The sequence below is a fragment of the Arthrobacter sp. StoSoilB13 genome (genome assembly GCF_019977255.1).
In the GTDB taxonomy this organism is placed as follows: Bacteria; Actinomycetota; Actinomycetes; order Actinomycetales; family Micrococcaceae; genus Arthrobacter.
In genome coordinates, this window is record NZ_AP024647.1 from 497,497 (window position 1) to 522,207 (window position 24,711).

The 24,711-nt window shown below is 61.4% G+C and carries 19 protein-coding genes; 16 read left to right on the plus strand and 3 right to left on the minus strand.

Annotated features, from left to right (window positions below; translation table 11 throughout):
• Positions 1 to 1,505 precede the first annotated feature (1,505 nt).
• Positions 1,506 to 3,470: an FG-GAP-like repeat-containing protein gene (locus LDP01_RS02335; protein ID WP_224089951.1), complete on the minus strand. Its 1,965-nt coding sequence runs from the start codon at positions 3,468 to 3,470 to the stop codon at positions 1,506 to 1,508.
• A gap of 353 nt (positions 3,471 to 3,823) precedes the next feature.
• Here LDP01_RS02335 and LDP01_RS23315 point away from each other — a divergent pair, with 353 nt between their 5' ends.
• From LDP01_RS23315 to LDP01_RS02355, 4 genes are all read left to right on the plus strand, one after another.
• On the plus strand, positions 3,824 to 3,946 hold the full coding sequence (locus tag LDP01_RS23315; protein WP_263433744.1) for a hypothetical protein: 123 nt from the start codon (positions 3,824 to 3,826) through the stop codon (positions 3,944 to 3,946).
• A 538-nt stretch (positions 3,947 to 4,484) separates the two neighbouring features.
• Entirely contained in the window at positions 4,485 to 4,964 is a 480-nt protein-coding gene (locus LDP01_RS02345) for a helix-turn-helix domain-containing protein (RefSeq protein ID WP_224089952.1), read from the plus strand.
• A gap of 56 nt (positions 4,965 to 5,020) precedes the next feature.
• The gene (locus LDP01_RS02350) at positions 5,021 to 5,353 is read left to right on the plus strand and encodes a nucleoside/nucleotide kinase family protein (protein ID WP_224089953.1); all 333 of its coding nucleotides are present in this window, start codon (positions 5,021 to 5,023) and stop codon (positions 5,351 to 5,353) included.
• Entirely contained in the window at positions 5,335 to 5,808 is a 474-nt protein-coding gene (locus LDP01_RS02355) for a helix-turn-helix domain-containing protein (RefSeq protein ID WP_224089955.1), read from the plus strand. The genes LDP01_RS02350 and LDP01_RS02355 overlap by 19 nt, the downstream gene beginning before the upstream one ends.
• A 100-nt stretch (positions 5,809 to 5,908) precedes the next feature.
• On the opposite strand, the gene LDP01_RS02360 is transcribed toward LDP01_RS02355, so the two are convergent.
• Both LDP01_RS02360 and LDP01_RS02365 read right to left on the minus strand, forming a co-directional pair.
• Positions 5,909 to 6,934, minus strand: a complete 1,026-nt coding sequence (locus LDP01_RS02360) for a LacI family DNA-binding transcriptional regulator (protein WP_224089957.1) — start codon at positions 6,932 to 6,934, stop codon at positions 5,909 to 5,911.
• Positions 6,935 to 6,972: 38 nt separating this feature from the next.
• Complete coding sequence (locus LDP01_RS02365; protein WP_224089960.1) at positions 6,973 to 7,596, minus strand: DUF624 domain-containing protein; 624 nt, start codon at positions 7,594 to 7,596, stop codon at positions 6,973 to 6,975.
• Between the two features lie 151 nt (positions 7,597 to 7,747).
• Here LDP01_RS02365 and LDP01_RS02370 point away from each other — a divergent pair, with 151 nt between their 5' ends.
• The 12 genes from LDP01_RS02370 to LDP01_RS02425 all read left to right on the plus strand — a co-directional run bounded on the left by LDP01_RS02370 (position 7,748) and on the right by LDP01_RS02425 (position 24,667).
• Complete coding sequence (locus LDP01_RS02370) at positions 7,748 to 9,028, plus strand: extracellular solute-binding protein (RefSeq protein WP_224089962.1); 1,281 nt, start codon at positions 7,748 to 7,750, stop codon at positions 9,026 to 9,028.
• A gap of 159 nt (positions 9,029 to 9,187) precedes the next feature.
• The gene (locus tag LDP01_RS02375; protein ID WP_224089964.1) at positions 9,188 to 9,985 is read left to right on the plus strand and encodes a carbohydrate ABC transporter permease; all 798 of its coding nucleotides are present in this window, start codon (positions 9,188 to 9,190) and stop codon (positions 9,983 to 9,985) included.
• Complete coding sequence (locus LDP01_RS02380; protein WP_224089966.1) at positions 9,978 to 10,445, plus strand: carbohydrate ABC transporter permease; 468 nt, start codon at positions 9,978 to 9,980, stop codon at positions 10,443 to 10,445. Before LDP01_RS02375 ends, LDP01_RS02380 begins: the two co-directional genes overlap by 8 nt.
• On the plus strand, positions 10,418 to 10,849 hold the full coding sequence (locus LDP01_RS02385) for a carbohydrate ABC transporter permease (protein ID WP_224089967.1): 432 nt from the start codon (positions 10,418 to 10,420) through the stop codon (positions 10,847 to 10,849). Before LDP01_RS02380 ends, LDP01_RS02385 begins: the two co-directional genes overlap by 28 nt.
• 31 nt (positions 10,850 to 10,880) lie before the next feature.
• Positions 10,881 to 11,726 carry a sugar phosphate isomerase/epimerase family protein gene (locus LDP01_RS02390; RefSeq protein WP_224089969.1) on the plus strand — a complete coding sequence of 282 codons (846 nt, stop codon included), beginning with the start codon at positions 10,881 to 10,883 and terminating at the stop codon, positions 11,724 to 11,726.
• Positions 11,723 to 12,775, plus strand: a complete 1,053-nt coding sequence (locus LDP01_RS02395) for a hydroxyacid dehydrogenase (protein WP_224089971.1) — start codon at positions 11,723 to 11,725, stop codon at positions 12,773 to 12,775. The genes LDP01_RS02390 and LDP01_RS02395 overlap by 4 nt, the downstream gene beginning before the upstream one ends.
• 3 nt (positions 12,776 to 12,778) lie before the next feature.
• On the plus strand, positions 12,779 to 14,875 hold the full coding sequence (locus tag LDP01_RS02400; protein ID WP_224089973.1) for a glycoside hydrolase family 36 protein: 2,097 nt from the start codon (positions 12,779 to 12,781) through the stop codon (positions 14,873 to 14,875).
• A 72-nt stretch (positions 14,876 to 14,947) separates the two neighbouring features.
• On the plus strand, positions 14,948 to 16,222 hold the full coding sequence (manA, locus tag LDP01_RS02405) for a mannose-6-phosphate isomerase, class I (RefSeq protein WP_224089975.1): 1,275 nt from the start codon (positions 14,948 to 14,950) through the stop codon (positions 16,220 to 16,222).
• Between the two features lie 16 nt (positions 16,223 to 16,238).
• A complete protein-coding gene (locus LDP01_RS02410) occupies positions 16,239 to 17,183 on the plus strand; it encodes an N-acetylglucosamine kinase (RefSeq protein WP_224089976.1) in 945 nt (314 codons plus the stop codon).
• A 63-nt stretch (positions 17,184 to 17,246) separates the two neighbouring features.
• Positions 17,247 to 19,175 carry a glycoside hydrolase family 127 protein gene (locus LDP01_RS02415; protein WP_224089977.1) on the plus strand — a complete coding sequence of 643 codons (1,929 nt, stop codon included), beginning with the start codon at positions 17,247 to 17,249 and terminating at the stop codon, positions 19,173 to 19,175.
• 344 nt (positions 19,176 to 19,519) lie between these two features.
• Positions 19,520 to 21,571: an immunoglobulin-like domain-containing protein gene (locus tag LDP01_RS02420; protein WP_224089978.1), complete on the plus strand. Its 2,052-nt coding sequence runs from the start codon at positions 19,520 to 19,522 to the stop codon at positions 21,569 to 21,571.
• Between the two features lie 186 nt (positions 21,572 to 21,757).
• The gene (locus tag LDP01_RS02425; RefSeq protein WP_224089979.1) at positions 21,758 to 24,667 is read left to right on the plus strand and encodes a carbohydrate binding domain-containing protein; all 2,910 of its coding nucleotides are present in this window, start codon (positions 21,758 to 21,760) and stop codon (positions 24,665 to 24,667) included.
• Positions 24,668 to 24,711: the final 44 nt, after the last annotated feature.

Sequence of the window (24,711 nt, forward strand, 5' to 3'; positions counted from 1 at the left end):
TCGTTCGGAAACCAGTTCCCGAACGTTTCGGCGCGGGTGATTCGGATCGCGACGGCGGCCCGCTCGGCTTTGCTTCCATTAAGTGTGGGGCCTTGCCGGAAGGCAAATAAGAGGGTGTGGACACTGTCCACACTTTGCCTGTCGGACTGGGGCGTACATCGGTCGGATCGGGCCGGATTCGGCATGATTCCCGGAAATCCCAGCGTTCCCAAGGCCTGGAATCACCTTCGAGTCCCACCTCGGGCACGGCATACCCCCTCGTCAGAGGGGTTTTTGCTTTTAAGTGTGGACAAAGCTTGACAATCGTCTCTGAATTGTTGGTCCGGCTGGTGCCTGGCCGCCGGGTACGGCCTGTTCAGTTTGGGTGGGGGAGCGGGATCAGTGCCCTGGCGTTTGGGCGCTCCGCTGGCTCTGAGCTGGGGCCATGTCGATTCCTTCTTTCGGTTCTGTGCGGTAGGTCTGGAGTGGCCTAGGCATGTTCATAGGCGGGGGGAGTAGGCACGACATGACTTCGAGAGATTTCTGTTTCGTCGGGTTGAGCGATCTGATTTCCCTCCCTTCATGGCGCCGAAAAGTGACTTTGTCGGGCCAAAGGGGGTGTGCACATTGTGCACACTTAAGTCTGTTTTGTTTCTGATCACGGTTTGCTCTCTTTCTTGCCATCACGTGTTCATTCTGCCCGGCGGATTCGACGACATGACGAAGACGGAATCCATGGTGCTGTGCCGGCGCTTCGTCTCTCTACTGGTCGGCAGCCGCACTCCAACGACGGGGGACGACAGGGCTTCGCTGTCGCGGGTCTCGCGGACTCTCAGGATGAGGTCTATGAACTCGCGTGTCTGCCGTCCGACGTAAGCGAAACGGGCCCTAACCTGACCCCAAACCTCGCAGGATCTGACGTCAGGTTGGGGTGTGCTCTAACCGGACTATCCGAACTCACGCTGGCGTCGTTCTGGGTATGCCGCGGGCGGTGCGGCAGCCATGCGCAAGTGCTAAGGGCCAACGAGGCTATCAATCCAAGCGTTGCGTAGACATCAAAAGCCCAGGGTACGGCGGGGAGCCGTGAGAGGGACTTTGGGGCAACGGCCACCAAGGCGTCGGCCGGTTCCGTGGGGTTGTCCGTCTGCTCCAAAACGGGCATGGCATCGAGGCGTGGTTCAAGCTCCCGCCCGTCCGCATCGTCCGCGGCCGTGACGCATGCCAGGAGTTCCCAGAGCTTGGCTGTGTTGCCCTCGCCGGGTTTGGGGGCGTCTGTATGATGTCCTCGGCCGGTGTCAGCAGTGCTGGGACGTCGCCCACTGCTGCCTGGACCCATTTCCAGCATCGGTTCCAGGGGCTTGCAGTTGGACGGGCTCGGAACTGATGCGGACGGGCTGGGCTTCGGTGTCGCTCATGGAGCCAAGACTATTCTAAGGAACTTAGGTTATGGGCTTGAAGGTAAGCGAACGACGGCGGGAGCTTCTCGCCGTCGTTCTTTATGATTTTGCTTGTGGAAGGTTGGGCTTCTAGATGATGGCGTTCATGACGTTCCAGCCGGACCCGACCTGGACTCTGGGAAGCCAGCCCAGTTTGCCGTTGCCGGGGTAGAGCCACAGTGTTCCTGTTGAATCACGGGCCAGGAGGTCGACGTTGCCGTCGCCATTGAAGTCGCCGGGGGTGGCGATGGCTGTCATGGCGTTCCAGCCCCAGCCGATGGCAGGGCCGTTACCGAGGGCGCCGCTTCCGCCCCAGTAGAGCCAGAGCGTTCCCATGGTGTCCCGGCCAATGAGGTCCTGCGTGCCGTTTCCATTGATATCGCCGATTCCTCCGAGGTAATTCAGGGATTCGAAGCTGCGACCTATCTGCACCTGTCCTGCCCAGCCACCGCTGCCGTTACCCCGGTAGTGGATCAAGGAGCCGTAGTAGTTGGTGCGGCCTATGATGTCCGCATTACCATCAAGGTCAAGGTCTCCAATGGGGAACATCGTATTCACGACGCCCCATCCCCATCCGATTGCACTTCGTGCGAGCCAGCCGCCATGGCCGTCTCCTGGATAGAGCCACAGCGTGTCGTTGCTGTCGCGGGCCAGGAGGTCATCCTTGCCATCTCCGGTGAAGTCACCAGGCGCCGCGATTTCGGTCATTACATTCCAGCCTTGGCCAACCTGGGTTCGATTTAGCCACCCTCCGCTGCCATTTCCGGGGTACAGCCAAAGCTTTCCGTTGGTGTCGCGGGCCAGCACGTCAGGCTTGCCGTCGCTATTGTAGTCGGCACGTATGTCTTTTGGGGCGATCGTGATGGTGACCATCGGGGTTATCGCATCGGGGCTGATGCCGTTCGTAGCTGATACGCGAAAGCTGTAGACACCAGCGGTTGTGGGTACGCCGCTGAGTACGCCGTTAACCTGTGTCAAGCCCGGGGGGAGCGATCCGGAGACAACCTGGATTTTCGGGGTGAGGGATCCAGAGAAGCCAAAGCCGCCTGTGTAGAACGATCCGACACGCCCTTTTGCGGGTGTCGGCGGACTGATGAGCTGCGGTGCTTTGTCGGTTCCGTCGATGACGGTGGCGGTGTATCCATTAGTCGCGTAGATCCTGTTGGTCTTCTCATTAATGGCCAGTTCGTGGAAGCTGGTCGACGTCGTCCTCACGAGATCGGACGTCAAAGCGGCTGCAGTGTAGACGCTGATCCCGCTTGAAGATGCAACGTACACCTTGTTGGTGGTCGCATTCACCGCAATGCCCCTGGCGGTGTCATTAGCTGGGAAGCTCTTCTGTGTCTCGGTTACCCCATCAACCTGAACCAGCGTTTGGCTGTTCGGGTGAAGAGCAAAAATTGTGTTGGTTTTTTCATTGATTCCCAGGAGCGCGGGTGCGCGCCCTGTCTGGATGCTGTGTACGGCGCGAGTGGCACCGTCGACGACCAACAACTTGCTACCCGACGTTATCGATTGACCGGACACATAGATCTTGTTTGTCCCGACGTTAACGGCCAAATCATCTATGTACGTTCCCTTTTCGATGAGGTTGATGGCGTTGGTTGCACCATCAAACTCGGCTAAGAATCCCGCATCGCCGCCAAAGTATGCTTTATTAGTTACAGGATTTACCACTATCTGATATCGATATCCGTAGCCTTTTATGGAATGTGGAATGACAGTCACGGCGTTGTCCTTGCCGTCGATGATATTGAGAGCCTCTTCCGACGGAACATAGACTTTGTTGGTTGTTTCATTGACTGCAACTCCCCAACTGCTGGAGCCGACGGGAATTGACGCCACTGTGTTTGTCATCCCGTCGATCACTGAGACCACTTGTCCGCCGCGATGCCCCACATAGATCTTGTTGGTCTTTGAGTTGACGACAGCGATCCCTGGCCAGCCGCCGACTGTTAGGGTCTGGGCCTGGTTGGTAGCACCATCGATCACAGTGACGGTCCCGTGTCCCTCATTGGGAACGTAGATTTTGTTTGTCACTTGATTGATGGCCATGCCACCCGGGTTGGACCCCACGGGCACTTGTGTAACTTCAACATCTGCTCGGGCTGCCGTGGGGGGGCATACCTATCAGGAGAACTACGGTCATGGCGCTGGCCAACAATCCTGCCGAAATCCGTTTCCCTGCTGAGCGTGAAAATAACGTAGAAAAACCCCGAGCAGCCAACGGCTCAACCCCCAAAATCCAATGCGCGACTATCGCTTCAACCAGCGAATTCTACAGCCGACGGAGGCCGGATTGTGACGTGCGCCGCAATGTTGCGTAGGCGGTCCACGGCCGGGAACACTGGGCCGAAGGAATCCCATGCCGCAGCCCATCGAACACGCCACCGTCCTCACTGACTCACATGCAGGGCAAAGGTACAGCCAAGCCACGCTTCCTCAGCAGCCTGGGCGCGGACCTTTCTGCGTCCCTCGTAGTTTTCGTCGTGGCACTGCCTCTTTCCCTGGGCATCGCCGGCGCGTCCTGAGCTCCTGTCACGACGGGCCTCATCGCCGCGGCCATTGGGGGCATCGTGGCAGGTAGCCTGGGTGGCTCCCCGGCCGCAAGTGACGAGCTGCCCGAAGATGCCCCGGATCGGTGGCTCAGCGGTGTTGACCACAACCACCCAGGACGCTCTTGGGACCCCAGCCACGACAGGAGGAGCACAAGTCGGTGGAGCCCTGGCGAACGCGAACCGCAATGGCAAAGAGAGGCCATCGCCCGCATCTTCGGCAGGAATCAATAGGCAGGCGCGACGCGGACGGGCCCTTCGTGCCGCCAGACGGCCGGTGAGAACTTTTGGAGGCAGCGGGAAAGCTTAAGGGGAAGGAACTCCGTGAGCCTCTAAGTAGGAAGAAAGCCCGCCGATGGGGGACCGGCGGACTTTCCATCGTCGACTGTACGGACATAGCCTTCAAAACATCGAGTGGAGCAAACCTGACCCCGTGCCCGAACTGCGCCTGCGCGCCGGATAACGTTAGTTATAAACCTGATAACATTCGTTATATAGAGGGAGGGGTTTGGATATGACAATCACCAGCCCCGAGAACGCCACTGCCAATGCCCGCCGGGCCCGTGCGCGCCGCGAGCTGGGTGGCCTGGACTACATCAGGAACGTCCGCGCCGCCGTCGAAACAGCAGACCAGCGAGGGGTCGCCCGCGCCCTGGGCGTCAGCCAGCCGGCCATCAGCCGGCTACTTTCGCAGGCAGACGCCAGGGGAGTGAAGCCCATACCCGAGGGATTCAGCGGTGCCAGCCCCTACGAGATCGCAGAACGCTACGCGGCCGGCGACATCGACCGCGACGCCATGATCCGCGAGCTGTCAGCGTGGCCTTACCCGAAGAACGAAGGCGGGGCCGCAGCTGCTGCCGAGTGGGACTCCACGCCCTACCTGGACACCCCGGGATCGTTCGCGGAAGTCGGCCGGGCCTTTGATGAAGGACTCATCGACGGGGACACCTACGACCAGATTCTGGACGCCTCCGACGAGGCTCCCGAAGTCTGACGACTACGCTGTAAAGCGTAACTACTGAAGACCAGGCAGCAGCCCACCGAACCACCTTGGAGCGCCTGGGTTCAGATGGGGGACCGCTGACCGCCCAGAGCAAGACCGCGACCTTCCAGAACCCCGGGCGGTTCAACGTCCGTCGAGGCGAGCCACGCCAGGACCGCCGGCGGCTGCATAACGAGATCCTTGCACGCTTCATGGAGTCTCGCCCCGAGGTCCGCCGTGACAAGAAGGCGATTGTCCTTGCCGGCCCTCCCGGTGCCGGAAAATCCACCGCGCCAGCAGCACTCATCCAGGCAACCCGGACGCAGCCGGAGCACTGGCTGTGGACAATGTTGCGGATCCGGAGGTGGGGGAGTGTACCGGCGTGGGCGTCCCGGTTCTAAGGCATCATCGTCGAAGCGATGCTGCGGCGGTAGAAGTCATGGGCGGCTTGTTTCGTGACCCCCAGTGCCTCGCCGATCTGGGACCACGTAGCGCTGGCCGCGCGTGCGGATTTGATGACGTATCAGCGCCTTGCCGTCAGCAGATCGACGGCCTTCGCGTTCGCACGAAGCGCCTCCAGCGCTGCAACTTCCCTTACCTCGGCAAGGACCTGTGCTGCAGCGACCCGCGCCTGGTCGTTGCCGGTGGCAGAGACTTCGCGCCAGGTCTCGCCGCGGTTGAAGTCTTCCCACACTCTGAGCAACTCATGGACATCACCGCCGTCGCCGGCAAACTGGAGATTGTGCGGCGGGAACGGGCAAAAGGGCGAACTGCCCAAGAGGCCGCACAGCTCGTCGGGCGGAGCCGGGCGACCCTGTACCGTTACCAGAAGGCCAAGACCAGCCTCGGCTCGTAAGTCTGGCGCCGCGAGTTGGGCCGCGCTCCGGTCATCTCACTTGGCAACAACAGCTCTGGCCGAGGCCAAACGCAACAGGTTGGATCCCGGGAAGGTCGCTTCAGTTTCGCAGTGATGCGGTAGTTGTTGATTCTCGCAGGAGGAGGGCGGGTCGGACCTTGGAGTCTCGGACGACTGTGTCTCCGGTGAGACGCTGTTGGAGCAGTTCGAAAGCTCTTAGTCCGAGGTCTTGGAAATCAGGTGCGACGGTGGCTAATGATGGCCACGTAAATTCGCTGAAGGGCTGATTGTCCCAGCCGATGATTGATACGTCTTCCGGGACCCGCACGCCCTTCTCATGGAGGGCCCGAAGCGCGGCGAGAGCGAGCCCATCGTTGGAGCAGAAGATAGCGGTCACTGAAGGGTCCGCTGCTATGCGAAGTCCTTGCTCGTAGCCGGACTTTGCTGCGCGGGAGGCTTTGAGGACGGGTGGCGGGGTGATGCCGGCATCTGTAAGCGCGTCGTGCCAGCCTTGGTAGCGTCCCGAGAACTGGGTTAGGGGAAACAAGCCCAGATGGTGCACGGTTCTGTGTCCAAGGCTCAGCAGGTGCTCTGTAGCTTGACGACCCGCGGCGTACTCGTCGATGAAGGCGTATGGGAAACCTGGCTGGCCTACGGGAAAGCCGGAGGCCGCCACCGTCGGGATGGAGGACGGGAGTTGTTTCAGGACTTCGGCGGCTGAAGGGTCGAAGTCCAAGACGATGATCCCAGCGAGTTGCTGCTGGAGGGTGCCTTCCAAGGCTGCTTGGACGTCTGCAACGTCTGCAGATTTGACGGCCGATATGACGACGGAATAGCCCGCTGCCTGGGCGGCCTCCTCGATGCCGGCCAAGGTGTTGGCGTAGCCGTATGCTGCTGTGCTGGCCGCGAAGATGGCGATCATAGTTTTCGTTCCGCTGCGAAGGCTGCGTGCCAGCGAGCTGGGACGGTAGTCCAGTTCCTTGATGGCAGCCTCGACGCGCTCCCTCAGGCCTTGGCTTACGGGGATGTTCCCGGTGAGGACACGCGAAACGGTGGGAACAGAGACCCCCGCCAGGCGTGCGACGTCGGCAATGACAGGTTTGCGGGAATCGTTGGCGATCGTCATGGCATCCTTGCTCTCAAGATAGTGTTCGTCTGTCCGATTCAGCCCCCTTGGCGGCTACGGGCATCTGCTGGCCTTCGAACCAGCAGCCATGCCAGTAGCGCCGGTACCAGGCCGCTGAACACTGGTATTAGTGTAGGCAGGCGGAGCGCGAGAACTCCCCAAGTGGCCAAGGCAATGACCGCTGCGGCGAGGAACAGTGGCTTTTTGAAGACGATGCGCATTCCTTCTTCCCAAAGGTCCCGGGCCCCGGTGTCCGGGCCTGCATTCATTGCGCCTCCTAGCACCGCGAGATAGACGGCAGCTGCTGCACCGCATATGGGTATCAGTACGCATAAAGCCAATGTGCCGAGCATCCCGGGAGTGGAAAGCCAAAACAGAATGGCGAAGGTGGCTGCGGCCGCGAACGCCGTGGCAAGGATGCCCCACCAGCCAACACGCCTCCACGCCCAGACAAATTCCCTAAGGAAACGCCGTGTGGTGCCGGGCCTATGGTCAAGTACCACCTGTTGGAAGGCCCGTTGCAAAGCAATTGCTGCGGGAAAAGCCGTCAGCAACGGAATGCTGGCGACCAGGAACAGTAGCTGGAGCAGCAGAACCTCGCCGGTGACCTCGAATGCGTTTGTAACGGCAGCTCCTTTGGAGCGGTTCTGTTCCTTGTTCATGCGTCCATCTTTCCGTCTGCTTCGTTGCTGACGATACGCCTGTGGAGTTCCCGGAGGCCTCCAAAAAATGTGACTTGCATCGCTGATATCGATATCATACACTGATTCCACTCGCCGTCCACCGTTGGATGGCTCACTCAGGAGGATTGATATGGCACGTCGACGTGCAGCAGGTTTTCTTGCGCTGGCAGTGGCTGGCACTCTGGCTCTCAGCGCATGCGGCTCCGGCGGATCGTCCAGCGCCCCCGCATCCAACCCGGCTGAAGTAACGGGTACGCTCCGGGTCCTGGTTCCCAGCTACCCGGCAAGCAATGAGGGCAAAGCCGCTCTCGCAAAGGTTGTCTCAGCGTTCAATGCGAAGTACCCCAAGGTCACTGTTGAACCGGACTTCGCCACGTTCGACACGCTGAACCAGAAGATTTCCACGTCCATCGCTGGCGGCCAGGGCTATGACGTCCTGGTGACGGGTATCGGGTGGGTACCGCCTTTTGCGGCGAAGAATGTTTTCGAGGACTTGTCTACTTTTGGAGCCTCAGGTGACTCCCTTGGAAAGTCGACCAACCCGGCGCTTGTCCCGGCCTCAGAGTTCAAGGGCAAGGTGTACGCGGTCCCCCTGATCGCCGGCCCCAAGCCGCTGGCTTTGCGTAAGTCGCTGTTCCAGAAGGCTGGGCTGGATCCGAGCAAGCCCCCGACAACCATGGAGGAGATCAAGGCCGCGGCCGAGAAGCTGAGCGTCAAGGACGCTGCCGGCAACATCACCCAGGCTGGCTTCGATTTCTGGGCAGGACCGGGCGGCTACCGCCAGGACTTCGTTGCCTTGCTCGGGTCTTTGGGCAAGCCGCTATACGACGGTGAAGGCAAGCCTCAGTTTGCCGGCTCCGAGGGCGCTCAGACCCTGGAGTGGATGAAGAGCATGGTCAACAACGTGCAGAAGTATGGTGCGCAGAATGCCGCGAAGTCGCCCTTGGTCAACACCGGGGAAGCAGCAATGGGCTTCACTGGCGGCTACATCGACTGCTCCGACAAGGGCGTGGGCAAGGCCACGTGCGATGACCTGGTCTACTTCAACCTCAAGGACAAGGAAGGCTCCATGTTCACCGGCGGCCAGCTGGCTTCGGTGGGTAAGAGCAGCAAGATCAAGTCTGCTGCCTGGGACTTCATTCAGGAACTGAGCAAGCCGGCGGCCGAATCGGATATCGCAACCTTGAACTTCGCCGTCCCGGCAGCCAAGGACGCCGCTGACTCCACTGTTGTGAAATCCAACCCGGCAAGCACCTTCGTCGCGTCCAACCTCGGTGACGCGAAGTTCGAAGGAGGCGCTGCCAACTGGCTGGAACTGCGCGGAACGTTTGGAACAAGCCTCGATGACGCCTTGCTGGGCAAGAAGCCGGTCCAGGACACACTGATGGCATTGGAGCAGCAGTCCAAGTGAGCACGCTCAAAGAACCAAAGACGGTGGCGCACGCGACGCGGGGCAGTAACGCCCGCGCCGTGCGCGCCACGGGGCGCCGCGGATCACGCCTGACCAGGCAGCAGTCACGGGCCGGCTGGTGGCTTCTGACGCCGGCACTGCTGCACTCAACGTTCTTCCTTGCCGTACCTGCCGTGGCTGCGTTGTTCCTCAGCTTCACCGACTACGACTTTTCCGGGGCCCTGGAAGCTGATTGGGGCGGAGAACTACATCGAGCTCTTCCAGGACACCCGTTTCCAGGCTGCACTGCGCAACACGATCGCCTACACGCTGGTAGTGGTTCCCTTGTCGATGGTCCTGGCACTGCTGATAGCGCTGGGCCTGAATCTGAAGATCCGGGGACTGGGCTTCTTCCGCACCGTCTACTACCTTCCTGTGGTTACCGCCACGGTTGCCGTGGCCTCGGTGTGGTTGTGGATCTATCACCCCAGCGCTGGTCTCGCCAACGCCGTCGGCAGCCTCTTCGGGCTCTCCCGCTCCGAATGGCTGAATGACCCAGGCATGGCACTTCCGGCATTGATGGCGGTCGGAATCTGGCAAGGACTCGGCGCCAAAATGATCGTCTACCTGGCTGCCCTGCAAGGCGTCTCCAAGGAACTTCTTGAGGCGGCCAACCTCGACGGAGCCAACCGCTGGCAGGTATTCCGCAATGTCATCTGGCCCGCCCTGGGACCGGCACACTACTTCGTCCTCATCACCGCGATCGTGCAGACCTTCCAGGTTTTCGACCTCGTCTTCGTCATGACCAAGGGTGGTCCGGTCAACTCAACAACCGTTCTGACCTTCGACATCTACAACAACGCTTTCGAAGGCCTCCGGCTGGGCTACGCGTCCGCTGAGACGGTCATCATGCTCATACTCGTTGCGGTCTTCATCTATCTGGGCGGCCGTTCGCAAAGGAAAAACCAGGATGCATAGCAAAAAGCTCACGCCCGGCCGGGTAGTTCTGTACGCAGTACTGCTGCTGGGCTCGGTAGTGATGATCGGACCGTTCATCTGGATGATCCTGACCGCGCTGAAGTCCACTGGGGAAGTCAGCACCTTCTCGTGGCTGCCCACACAGTTCCACTGGGAAAATTTTGCAGAGGCCATGAACGCCGCACCCTTCCTGCGGTACTTCGGAAACAGCCTCCTGCTGACCCTGGGTGAAACGGCCCTGACCCTGGTGTTCTGCACCATGGCCGGATACGCCCTCGCCAAGGCGCCCATCAGGGGAGCCAAAGGACTGCTGAACTACTTCATCGCCCTGATGATGGTTCCCTTCCAGATCATCCTGGTTCCGCTGTTCCTGCTGGTGAAGTCCATCCCGCTCTTTGGCGGCAACGACATCTTCGGCCAAGGCGGCACCGGATGGCTGAACACCTGGTGGGGCCCTTGATCATCCCGCTCGCCATTGCACCCCTGTACACGTTCCTGGCACGTCAGTTCTACGTGACCTTGCCCTCGGAACTGGCCGACGCCGCCAGGGTCGACGGTCTCGGCGAGTTCGGAATCTTCTTCCGCATCATGACACCTCTGATCAAACCCGCATTGGTCACCATCGGCGTCTTCCAAATCGAAGCAGCCTGGAACAGTTTCCTGTGGCCCCTGATCGTTACCAACTCCGATGAGCTCAGGCCCCTGCAGGTCGGGCTGGCGATCTTCTCCCAAGACCCCCTGAACGTCCAGTGGCCCTACCTGATGGCTGGGGCAACCCTGGCCACCCTTCCGATGATCGTCCTGTTCATCTTCGCCCAGCGCAGGTTCGTTGAAGGCATGGCCAGCGCAGGGCTCAAGGGCTGACACAATCCTCCTCCCACACTCAAGGAATCACATGATCACGCCGTCGGCGTCCACCTTAGGCGCGCCCGGAACACCATTGCCGGTCGTGCTGAGATGGCTCAAAGATGTCCAATTTCCTGGCATCGAACTGCGGCTGGCGCCCGGAGAAGCGGCCGATCCTAACCTCGACAGGCAGGCCCGGGAGGCACTCAGAAAGGCAATAGAAGCCGCCGGTATCAAGGTGACGTCCATCGCGAGCTATGTCCAAGTAGCCGCGGCGGGCAAGGACGAAACCGTTATCCGCGAGCTCATCCAAGCCCTGGACTTCGGCCGGGACCTCGGCGCACCCATGGTTCGCGTGTTCCCCGGAGCCGAGACAGCTCCCGCCCCGTTCAACACCGCACCGGCCCTGCTGGAACCTGCAGACGTTGTTGATGAACGCGCCGCCCGGCGGCTCACAAGCGTGAGCGCATATGGCGACGTCGTAGGCGTCATGCCAGTGCTCGAAACGCACGACTCGCACCCGACAGGGGCCGACATCGCGCGAATCCTCGCACGTGTCCAAGGCACCGTCGGCGTCGTCTGGGACCTCCTACACCCCTGGCGGGTCGGCGAGGCGCTGGAAGACACCTGGAAGTCACTCCGGCCTTGGTTTTCCACTGGCCGTGGAACCGTGCAAGTAAAGGACGCCGCACTGCCCGAAAGTACGCCCGAACTCCTTGGCGGCGGCAACCTTCCGCTCAACGATTTCGCCGAACTGCTGATCAACGAAAAATATCAAGGCACTGTCACGCTCGAATGGGAAAAGGCTTGGTACCCGCAGGTTCCGCAATTGGACCTGGCACTCAAATCCACCCGCACCTGGCTGGACCTGCACTGGCGAGGAGAAGAAAAGTGAGCGCTGCATTGCACAGTAACGCCCAGCAAAAGGGACAGGCACTGTTTCGCCCACGAATCGGCCTGGCCATGCAGGACGCTGAACTGCGGGACGCCCTTTTTTCCAAACGGCTGCAGTCACGACTGGAAACCATCGGCGATTGCGATTTCAGCAACGTCATCCAGGACTTCAGCGCAGTCCCGGACAGCGTCCTTGATGGCATTGATGTCCTGCTTACGGGATGGTTCTCCCCACGCATTGATGCCGATGTTCTGGCACGCATGCCCCGGCTCCACCTCATTTCCCATGCCGGGGGCAGCGTCAAAGGACACGTCCTGCCCGAATGCTGGGAGCGGGGGATCACCGTCACGACAGCTGCGGAAGCCAATGCTATCCCGGTAGCCGAGTTCACCTTGGGGATGATCCTGCTCGCAGGAAAGTCAGCCGTCACCGCCAGCCGCCTGTACACGCAACGACAAACAAAAATCGACAGGGAAGCAGAGTTCCCCAGCTGCGGAAACTATGAACGGGCCGTGGGCATCGTCGGCGCGTCAACCATCGGACGGCTCGTGCTCGAACGCCTGCAACCGTTCGATTTCGACGTCTTCCTATACGACCCAACCATTACCGACGCCGAAGCACGCAGACTCGGCGCGAGGCCGGTCAGTCTCAACGAACTCATGGAATCAAGCGACATTGTGTCCCTGCACGCGCCCGTCCTTCCAGAGACCATCGGAATGATCGGGGCCAAACAATTGGCCGCCATGAAAGACGGTTCAACGTTGCTCAACACGGCCCGTGGCGAACTCGTGGACCAAGCAGCCCTGACCCGGGAGCTGCAGGCCGGCAGGATCAATGCCTACCTCGATGTGACCCATCCGGAACCACTCCCAGCCGGAGACCCCCTCTTTGCGTTGCCCAACGTCTGGCTGACGCCCCACATCGCAGGATCCATGGGCACCGAGCTGCACCGTCTCACCGCCTATGCATTGGACGAAGTCGAGCGCTACGCGGCAGGGCTATCTCCGAAGTTTCCCGTCGGCTTGTCCGACCTGGCAAGAATGGCTTAGCACATGGCGACCGATTCGATCTCGTGGACCAATGGATCCTTCTCACTGGTCCTGCAAACCGCCACGGACCGCCCCGTCGCGGTCGCCCACCTGGGCCCCACCGAACCAAAAGCCGTGTTCCAACAAGGACCTGCCCTTGTAGAAATCCTGACGGTCCAGCACGGGAGGGCCAGGACGAGCCAACGTTACGGCGAGTCGGTCGTGGGAACCCGGCTCCGGTACATCGGCCACGAGACCGGCAACGACGGACACTGGCACACCCTCACGGTCCGCCAGCGTGACGAAGGGACCGGGATCGAAGCTGAGGTTGTGTTCCGAACAGCAACAAAAGCGCGGGCTCTGCAGGCCGTCACCACCGTACGGAACACCGGGCAAGAACCCCTCCATTTGCAGGCAGTTACTTCCCTGGCAGTACCGCTCCTTAACGGCGGGCGGGGGGCGGACCTGCGCAGCTTGCGCCTTGCCTCCGGAACGTCGCAGTGGCTGGGTGAGAATCAGTGGACCCTCAAGGCGCTGCGCGAGGTTCTGCCCGATCTGAACCTGGGTTTCCATGCCCAGGACCAGCGAGGGCATCTGCTCCGAGCCTCAACGTCTTCCTGGTCGACGGGCGGCCCACTGCCCACAGCGGCTCTGGTGGACGCCGACGACAGGTGGTGCTGGATGTGGCAGGTGGAGCACAACGGCGGATGGGCCTGGGAACTAAGCGAAACCCGGCAAGGCGCCAACCTTGCCCTGCTGGGTCCGACCGATGACCAGCACCAGTGGCTTCAGCTGCTGCAGCCGGGCCAGACGTTTACGTCGGTACCGGCCTCGGTGGCGGTCAGCTACGAAGGACTCCACGGTGCCCTCGCCGAGATGACGGCACACCGCCGCGCGCTCCGCGGAACTGCCGTCACCCCAGGGCCTCCGGTGGTCTACAACGACTTCATGAACACCCTCATGGGCGAGCCCAGCACGGAAAAGCTTCTGCCGCTGATCAAGAGCGCCAAGTCTGCCGGCGCCGACATCTTCTGCATCGACGCCGGCTGGTACGACGACAGAACTGACTGGTGGGACGCAGTGGGGGAGTGGCAGCCCTCCACGGGACGGTTCCCCAACGGTCTGGCCGAGGTCACCGACGCCATCGGCCTCCATGGCATGGGAGTAGGCATCTGGCTCGAACCCGAAGTCGTCGGAGTACGCAGTCCGATGGCAGAAGCCCTGCCACAGGAGGCATTCCTGCAACGCAACGGCACACGCGTGGTCGAGCACGGCAGATACCACCTGGACTTCCGCCACCCAGCCGTCAGGGCACACTTGGACGAAACCATCGACCGGCTCGTCCATGACTTCGGCGTCAGTTACTTCAAGCTCGACTACAACATCACGGCCGGACCGGGAACAGATATTGATGCCAGTTCAACGGGGGCCGGCCTTCTCGGACACAACCGCGCCTACCTTGCCTGGCTCGACGGAATAAGAACCCGCCATCCACTTCTGACGATCGAAAACTGCGCCTCAGGCGCCATGCGGCAGGACTATGCCCTCCTGTCCCGCCTCGACCTGCAGTCCACCTCTGACCAGCAGGACCTGCTGCTTTACCCGCCGATCGCGGCCAACGCCTTCCTCAGCGTCCTACCCGAGCAGGCGGCCCACTGGGCCTACCCGCAAGCGGACATGACCGGCGCGGAAATACAATTCACGCTGTCCACAGGCATGCTCGGCAGAATGTGCCTGTCAGGTTTCCTGGACCGAATGACCGATGAACAAATGAGCATGGTCCGCACCGCAGTGATGGCCCACAAAGACCTGCTTCCGGAAATCCACTCCGCCACGGCATTCCTGCCCTCCGGCATCCCGCAATGGGAGGACCAGTGGCTGGCTGTCGGTCTGAAGGCCGCAGGCCGCGACCTCGTCACAGTGTGGAAACGGGAAGGACCCGAAAGCGAATTCGCCCTTCACTTACCGCAATGGGCAGGACAAGAGGTCCTCGTTGAATGGATCGGCGCGGGTGGAGCATTCGATTTCAAGTGGGACACGACCGGTTACTTGATGGTGAGCGCAACGGCGGCTGACATCTCTGCTGGAACCTTCGCCGTCAGCGCCAGAGGACACGGCTGACCGTCCGGCACCCCCCGTACTTTTCGACACAACCCGCCCAGCCGCGGCTCCAGAAAATCGAGAACTCCCATCATGCATCGTCTCAAGAACACCATCCGCAATTACAAGTGGGGATCAACCACGCTCATGGCGGACTACCTCGGCCATGAGAAATCAGGCCAGCCCGAGGCCGAGATGTGGCTGGGCGCACATCCCGGCGCCGCTTCGATTGCCCTTTCGGACGATCATGACAGCCGGCTGGATGAGCTCATCCTCGGCAACCCACAGCTCCTGGGTGAGGCCTCCCGGCAAAGTTTCGGTGATCAACTGCCTTTCCTCATGAAAGTGCTGGCCGCAGAATCGGCCCTCTCACTTCAAGTCCACCCCACGCGAAACCAAGCAGCGCACGGCTTCGCAGAGGAGGATGCACGGGGCATACCCCGCGATGCCCCACATCGAAACTTCAAGGATTCAAACCACAAACCGGAAATGATCGTCGCCCTGACCGACTTCGAGGCATTGTGTGGATTCCGTTCCGTGTCCGAGGCTGCCAGCATCTTTTCCTTTCTGGCTGCCGAGTCCTCGAGCTGCGAATCATCGTCTGTGCCGCTGTTTGGTGAGCTGCACCGAACCCTCACCCTCAACGGCCGCAGCGACACCGCCGCAATAGAAGCAGCGTTCGGCCAGTTGCTCACGGGCGGGCCTGCCGTCACAGAGGCCGTCAACAGCCTTGCGGAGCTGCTGGACCACGACCAGCCGGCGCACCACCCCTTCGGGGATGCACTGTCAACGGCACGTGAGTTGAGCCGGCTTTACCCGGGGGACCCTGGAGTGCTCATCTCACTGATGCTCAACCATGTTGCCCTGAAACCGGGCGATGCTATTTTCCTGCCGGCCGGAAACATCCATGCCTACCTTCACGGCCTGGGCATCGAAGTCATGGCCTCCTCCGACAACGTGCTCCGCGGCGGCCTCACCGGCAAACACGTCGACATCCCTGAGCTGATGCGTACCGTCGACTTCACCCCACTTCCCGTGCCATGCCTCAACTCCTCGATGACCGAACCAGGCCGCCGTGTCTGGGAACCACCCTTCAACGAGTTCCAGCTCCAGCAAATTGAGCTGGATGCCGACAACCGACATATCGAACTGCCACCAGGAAGCCCTGCCATTGTGCTGGTCGTTGACGGCCAAGGAACCGTGGCATCAACGAGCCAATCGCTGCACCTGCACCGAGGCCAGAGTGCCTTCATCGGGGCAACGGAGCACGGCGTAACCCTGCAGACCAACGAAACCGTAACTGCCTTCGTGACAACCCTCGCCACCAATGTCAACGCCACAACAACCAGCCAACCCAGCCACCGATAACCGCTCAAGGACTGCCATGCCAGATACACAAGCGCCGGGGACGACCGTGTGGGAAACCACGCCCGCACACAACAGGCACCTTCCAGTCATGATCGGCCTTGATATCGGAGGGACAAAAACACACGGGCTGCGTTTCGAAAACGGAAAACAGGCCTTGGAATACATCGCCGGAAGCGCCAATGTCCAGAACGTCAGCCGGGAAACCGCCCAATCCAACCTTGCACAACTGTTCCACCACCTAGGCCAGGGGCCCATTGAACGGGTGTATGTAGGGGCAGGCGGAATCGACACGGCCGAGGACGCCGAAGAACTTAGGCAATTGATTCAACCGTTCGTTCCTGAAGCAAAAATCGCCATCGTTCACGACTCGCGTCTCCTGCTGGCCGCCGGCGGGGTCGACACCGGAGTGGCCGTCATCGCTGGAACGGGGTCGGCCGCCTGGGGACGAAACAGCCAATGCGATGAAGCGCGTGCCGGAGGGTGGGGCTACCTTCTGGGAGACGAAGGCAGCGGCTACTGGCTTGGCCGGGAAGCAGTCCGGCACAGCCTTGATCTCATGAACCGAAACATCGCCCCCGACGCGCTGGGCCTCGCGCTCCTGGAAGCCTGTGGGATTGACCAACCCAGCCAGCTCATCGCACTCTTTCATTCCCCCGGCACCGGGCGGAGGTACTGGGCACAGCGCGGACAACTCGTCGCCGCCACCGCCGACCAAGGACACCAACCAAGCCAGCGCATCATCAACCAAGCAGCGCAGGACCTGGCCCGCATCACCTTCCAGACGCTGACCCAGCTGGAGATGACCGGTCCCGTCATCCTCGGAGGGGGGCTCGGCAGGAATTCAACCCGCTTCCAGGAAGCGTTCCGCGCGGCACTGGCTGAATGGGGAATCCACGACATCCGGGTTGCCCCTCACGATCCGGTGCACGGCGTAAAACGGCTCGCCGCCGAAATGCCCTAAGCAATCTCGCACCACCTTCGAACCATCCACTGCCCAGCACATCAACGACCACGGAGGTCACCGTTGCACACAGCCCAGACATCCCATGAAGCACTCCCGGTTGCCCCCTCCCGTGGCACCCTCTCGCCACTGCCCCTCCACGCCGTCACCCTCTCAAAGGGATTCTGGGGTGACCGGCAGGAACTCAACCGGGAGGCGATCATTCCCCACGGGCTCTCCTGGGTAACCCGACTCGGATGGCTGGGCAACCTCGAAAAGGCGGCCACCACCGAGTCCTTTGAACACCGGGGCCGCGAGTTCGCGGACTCCGAAATCTACAAACTCATCGAAGCAATGTCCTGGGAACACGCCCGGGCCGGTACCTCCGGGCTCGATGACATCCTGGACACCTTCATCGGCAAACTGGACGCAGCCCAAGACCCCGACGGCTACCTCCACACCCTTTTTGGCCGGCCCTGGCAGCAACCTCGCTACTCTGACTTCAAATGGGGCCACGAGCTGTACTGCTTCGGCCATCTCATCCAGGCCGCAGTTGCCAACCACCGCGCCACCGGCGCCACAACACTCCTCGACGTGGCACGCAAACTCGCAGACCACGTATGCGTCATGTTCGGCCCCGAAGGACTGAACAAGGTATGCGGCCACGCCGAAATCGAAGTGGCCCTGGTGGAGCTCTACCGGGTGACCGGCGAGACCAAGTACCTCGAACAGGCCGAATTGTTCATCGACCGGCGCGGCACAGGAACCCTGCCCTTGTTTGAATTCGGGCGCGCCTACTGGCAGGACGATATCCCGGTACGGGCGGCCACCGTGTTGCGCGGACATGCCGTGCGGGCACTCTACCTGGCCGCCGGAGCCGTGGATGTCGCCGTCGAAACCCAAGACACCGAACTGCTCGAAGCCCTGAAGCTCCAATGGCACAACACCGTCGCCCGCAGGACCTACATCACCGGCGGAATGGGTTCGCACCACATGGACGAGGCCTACGGCGAGGACTTCGTTCTCCCCCCTGACCGCTCCTACTGCGAAACCTGCGCAGGCGTCGCCTCCATCATGTTCAGCTGGCGCCTGTTGCTGGCGACCGGCGAACCTCAGTACGCGGACCTGATCGAGCGGACGCTGTACAACGTCGTGGCAACCTCGCCCTCTGCAGACGGCCGATCATTCTTCTACGCCAACACCCTCCATCAGCGCTCGGTTGCCGGAGAAGCGCCGCTGAACGAGGATGGTGTGTGCATCCGCGGCGGCTCCAGCGGGCGCGAGGCTTGGTTCGAAGTCTCCTGCTGCCCGCCGAACGTTGCCAGAACGCTGGCCAGCCTCGGCAGCTATCTCGCAACCTCGGATCCCACCGGTGTTCAGCTCCACCAATACGCCGCGGCGCGAATCCAGGCAGAACTGGCGGGTGGAACCCTGCAAGTGGACGTGGAGACCACCTACCCGTATTCGGGGCGCGTCATCGTTGCAGTGGTAGAAGCACCGGAAGCCCCCACGTCCATCCAGTTCCGCGTCCCGGCATGGGCTCAAGGGGCAACCATTGATTCCGGATCCGGGCCGCAGCAGGTGGAAACGGGCACCGCGACCGTCACCCAGGTGTTCACGCCCGGGCAGCGGATCGTGCTGGACCTGCCCATGAGCCCGCGGTTTTCCTGGCCCGACCACCGGATCGATGCCGTCCGAGGCTGTGTGGCCATCGAACGAGGCCCCGAAGTGTTCGCGCTTGAATCAGTCGACCTGCCCGAGGGCTGGGAACTCGACCAAGCAATGGTCGATACCAAGGAAGGAATCCACCAAGACGGAGACAGCCTCCTGGTCACCCTGAAACGGCGCCAGAACCCTGCCGACCGGCCCTGGCCGACTATCGCACACAACGAGGAGCCGGGCGCAACAGCAACCAACCAGGTGCCCCTGGTGCCCTATCACTCCTGGGCTGAACGGGGGAGCTCCACTATGCGCATCTGGATTCCAACCCTTGATTCCACCGATTTGTCCTGAATGCACCCGTCCATCAAATAAATAACGGCAGATTGGCAGGAACACTTCCATCAGTGGCTTTGGAAGTAGTCCTGCCAGTCCGTCGTGCCGTCAATAGGGACGCATCCTGGGCCCCTTGATGACGGCACGAAAATTGATTCATCAAATACGCCCAAACCACTTGTCAGAGCGAATAACCCGTGGTGAAATCGATATCACCTAGGCGGCCCGACCGGCCTAGAAGTAGTACCGAAAAGCCCTCACCACTCAACGAATCCAGCGTTCGGCAGATTTGCAGCGCCCTCCGGATCCACTGCGCTCACCACCGGTGACATTGTCGCCACCACCTTTCAGTGAGGAAAGAGATGGTCCCATCATCGAAAGCACTTCCGCTCGGAAGCCTGCTGGTTGTCGTCGTTGCCTCCGCGCTCACGGCCAGCACGGTACCGGCTGCGGCCGACGGTTCAGCCGGCGGACCGGCGTTGGAAGTAACCCAAGTCATTTATCCCGTCATCGACACCGACGTCCACGGCACAACCACTGTCCCCAGCCATTGGCTTCCCACCTTGGAAGTTGCCAATGGGGGCACTCCCGAAAGCCCTGAATCGCGGGCTTCCTATCTGCGCTTTGATGTGAAATCGAACATTCCGGGCACGTTGAAGGACGCGCGACTTGAGATGACCCTGAAGGACCCGGCGGCGGCAGGTCCGACGACCCTGACCACGGGGTTCGTCAATAATGACACCTGGGTGCCGACCCGGGAGCGGGCCGAGCAGCCCCAATTCGAAATGACCGGAGCCACCAAACTGCCCGCTACCGACATCGCCGGGACAAGCGCATCGGTCCAGGTAAGCCACGGCACAGCGAAGTATTCGGCCCAAGTAGGGCAAGCTGCCCTCTCAGAGCGCGCCGGAGATGGGAAGCTCAGCCTGCGCGTAACCGCAGATCAGGTAGACCCGGGCAAGGTACTGTCATTCTTCTCCGACGAAGGAGGGATCGGAGACCAGCGACCCCACCTGGTTCTGACTACTGTGCTGACGGACCCGAAGGAGATCTCTGACGTCAAGCAGGCCCAAAGGGACCTGGCCTCGGCCCAAGCGCTCCTGGAGACGAACAAAACAGCCACGGCAGACCTGCCGCTGACCAGCCGGGGGCTTTCTCCTGAAGCGATCGCGTGGTCATCCTGGGACTCAGACGTCATTAGCGATGACGGGAAGGTCACCCGCCCTCAGAAAGCCGTGGGCGACGCCACCGTAAAACTCGATGTCACGGTCACCAACGGGCCGATCAAGCTGACCGACAGGTTCGAGGTCAATGTCCCGGCACTTGAGACCGCCCAAACGCCCCCGGCGTCTCCAGCAGCCAAAGTCGAAACGGTCGAGCTGGAACCCACAGTGAACACTCTGATCACCGAGAAATGGTCCAATCAGTTCAACCATGTCCAGTACCCGCAACAGAACCTCGCCAACGAACTCACTGTGGCCCCCGGAGGTTCAATTCAGGCAGCAATCGACTCACTCGCAGCACAGGGTGGAGGCGTAGTCAGGCTCACCGAGGGTGTCTACACCGTCGGAACACGCATCAACCTGAAAAACCTCATCACCCTTGTCGGTGCCGGCCGTGACTACACCGTCATCCAGTACGAAGGCACTGGCACGGCCATCGGAACCACCCAGCGGATCCTTTCCGACGTGGTCGTCAAGGACCTCACCCTCAAAGGGGACCGAGGCTCGGCAAACCTCGCCCATGGCGTCCTCCTGGAAGGGGTGGACCCGGTCGCCTCGCGGCACAGCCGTATCGCCCTTCAAAACATCACCGTCAAAGACTTCACCGTTCACGGCGTACACATGAAGCGTTCGAGCAACATCATCATGTCCAACGCGAATATCCACCAGAACGGGTCCGCCAACGGGCTGTATCACAACGTGTACTGGCTCTTCGACAACAACATCCTGCAGTCGGATGTGGACATGTCGAACCCGGTCCGCGGCAAGGGGGCCAAGTACACCTCAACGTCCAACGTGATCGTCCAACGAGCCCAAATCCGCAACTCCACGGTCAATGGAGTCCAGGCGGACGGAGCCAACGACGACAAGATCCTCTTCCACAAGTTCGACATCACCGGCTCAGGTAAAACCGCACTGTGGTTCATTGCGGAAATATTCAGCAACCCAAACCAGTACACCGAAGACACTGCAAACGCGCCACGCGATGTCATCATCAGCGAATCGAAAATCACCGGCAACAAGCGCGGCGGCGTCTGGAAGATCGCATCAAACGTCACCGTTCTCAACAGCACGTTCGCCAACACCGACAGCGACCTCTTGCTGATGAAGAGCTACCCCACCCTCGAAAACACCACCTTCACGCACCCGCCACAGTACTTCACCGATCCCTCCCAAGTACCGCTCTTCTGAAACCCCGCAGCCTCGAATCCACCGTGGCCTGGTCCCGGCACCCCGGGACCAAGCCACCTGGATGGCTCACCACCAATCGTCGGTGTCTCTTTCCACTGACGCCCTCTTGAATCGGCACCACATCAGAGCCTGTGCCTCACTGCCCGGCGCAGTCTGACGTGCCTCTCACCGGCCAAAGGAGCCCAAATGACTGAACTATCCCGCCGTACCTTCGTGCAGGCCGCCTCCGCGGCCCTGGCATCAGCTGCCATCTGGACTTTGACCGATGCCACAGCAGCCCAAGCTGCCCCAGCAGGGTCCGGGCCCCTGGACCGCCTCGCATTCGGCGACGCCGCCTCGGAAACGGCCCACGGTGTGGCCGGCACCCTCTCATCCACTCTGACCGGTGCCCTGTCCCAACCGGCCAGGATCCTCAGCCCCACCGAACCGGCAGGGTCCTGGGGTGGCACCATTCGTTTCCGCATCAAGGTGGACCCCAAGGCAACCACATACCTGTCGCTTAAATTCTGGGGCGAGGACTTCGCCGCGCAGGAGCAGGAATGGCGCCTTCAGCTCTTCATCGACGGCAAGTCTGTCGGGTGGCTGGACCAGGGCCCTGTGGATGGCCTGGACCAGATGAGCCTGGCACCAAGGACAGCCGGGATGTTCTACCTCCACACCATTCCACTTCCCGAAAAGCTCACCAGCGGCCAAACAGAGCTGGAAGTCCAGATCCGTTCCCTCGGACGAATCTGGGCCTACGGGGACGAAACAAGCTTCTACAAGCCCATGACCAGCCCGTCACGACCCATCTACGCCGCCTACTCACACACCGATCCCTACTTCGCCCCGGCCACCGACGACCCGTTCGGAACGCCGTCTCAGCGCGGTGCACGGCCGGATGATTCAGAGGCCGCCATCCAACGTGTCCGCGACCGGGTGCTGACAGACCAAAACGCCCTGTTTTACGCCAAACCACCAGCCTCGCTCGATCCCTGGGCATGGATGACACTCGCCCATGGATACCAGTGGAAAGAAAGCCCGGCCTACAACTCTCCACTGGCACTCACCAAGATCTGTGAAGCAATTGACGCCACCTACATGGCTTGGAAAGCCAACAACGCCGTACTTACCGCGTCCGGCCAGCAATGGCTCGGATTCGGACGGGTAGCACTGGCCCTGGATACCTTGTGGGAAAACCTCCGGCCACTGCTGGACCAGCAGGTCACGCCAGGGAGCACCTTGGTTCCGAACCCCGGATTCGAAGCAGGCACGGCAGGCTGGACCGTCACCACCTGGAGGGGGAGCGGCTCCGCCGTCGCGGACCCCGCCGTTGCACGCTCCGGCAAGAGTTCCCTGAAAGTAACGGCCAACCCGAGCGGCTCAACCGGCAGCGTCGTGGGCGTCACCCTCGCCGGTAACAGCCGACCCCTTGTCGGCAACGGAACCTACCGCATCTCCGCCTGGTGTAAGACCGCAGCTGCAACAGCGCCGGGGGCCTACCTGAACATCCTTTTCTACAATTCTGCCGGCGCAGTGGTGCAAAGTGACCGAAAGTTCTTTGCAACCGCCGGCACCCACGACTGGGAGCAAATCACCGCGGAACTGCCCACACCCGCCGGTGCGGCCCGCATCCGCATCGACCTGCGCCTTGAGGGAACCGGAACAGCATGGTTCGATGACGTCACCCTTGAGCTGGTCAACGGTACGCCTCCCACGTCCGGCACTCTTCCGCTGCGACGCGATGCGTACCGCGAGATGCTCCTCGCCAGCCGCGAGTACTGGCGGCAAAACCAGCGGCACTACACCAACCAGGTCCAGTTCACCAGCCTGGGCGTATACCTCTGCAATAAGGGACTGGAGCTGCTTTCCCCGGCCGACGCATGGCCGGAGGAACGCGCGCGTGAATGGATCTACGAGGCCGTTGGACTGCTTCCCCTGTCCAGCGGAGAAAACGCCGACGGCAGCAAGAAATGGAAGCTGGGAAAGCAGTACTACATCTACAGCGAGCAGGGCCTCAGTCGCGAGCTGGGCTACGTCGGGGGCTACGGCGAGATCACCGCGGACTTGCTCGTGGGGATGTACGAGGCCGTGACCACCGGCGCCATCAAACGCGACGATGAAAAGCTGCGGGCCCGGGTGGAGCAACTCTTCCTCAACCGGGGATGGTTCAGGCACGAGGGCTTCGATGAGGAAGGCCACCGCGTGATGCGCCTTGAATCCATCGTAGGCTGGCGCAACGAGCACTACCCCGGGGAAGTGGTCTATGTAACTCCTACTGACAAGGACGTAACCCCGCTCCAGGCAACTGCGGCGTTCCCAAGCCCCAAACTCGTCGGCTGGGCCCAGCAAATGATCCAGGACGGACAACTTGGGCCGGCCCTGGCCCTCCTGCACACCGATACCTCGGCAAGAATCGGACTCACGGCTTCGCGGTTCATCATGCATGACCTCCCAGCTTTCCAAGCCGCGGCCCCCAGCAGCGAACGACTCCCCGCCGGCTGGGGGCGCCCCGACTTCGCCTTCGCCGACCCAACCACCGGAGTGATCGCAATCAAGCGCGGCGACGAAGTTCTGTACGCCTCCCTCTACTGGCGGGCACGGCAAGCCGTGAACCGCTGGTCCCGGGTCCACCTGTTGCGACCGGACACCGAGCGAAGCGCCACGGTCCGTTGCGAGGTGGAATTCGGGTCCGCAACACCTGTTGGCACGTTCACTATCCAAGACTGGGTCTGCTGGGACTACACCATCAACGACAGCGACGGGAACGGACTCCGTCCCGGCGGGTTCGCCCCTCCCGGCCCTGCCCTTCACCAGGCCTACGCCGGCGACGAGCTTCCGATCGCCCGCACACCGGAGGGAATGGATCCGAAGCTTGGAGCCACCACACTGGGCGTGGAAGCCATCGAATCGGGCCGGGCGCCCTTCTACCGGCTCTCCTACGCCGGCTACCACATCGCAATGAACACCACCAAGGACCAAACCTTCGAGTACAAATGTCCTGCAACCGGCACGGGAATTGACTGCCGTACCGGGCAAAAGACAGCACTGCCAAACATGCGAAGGGTCGGGCCGGGAGAAACCGTCATTCTCTTCGACCCAGCAATCCGTCCCTAACTTGCTGCCATCGCAAACCGCGGATGACACATCAGACGTCGGTC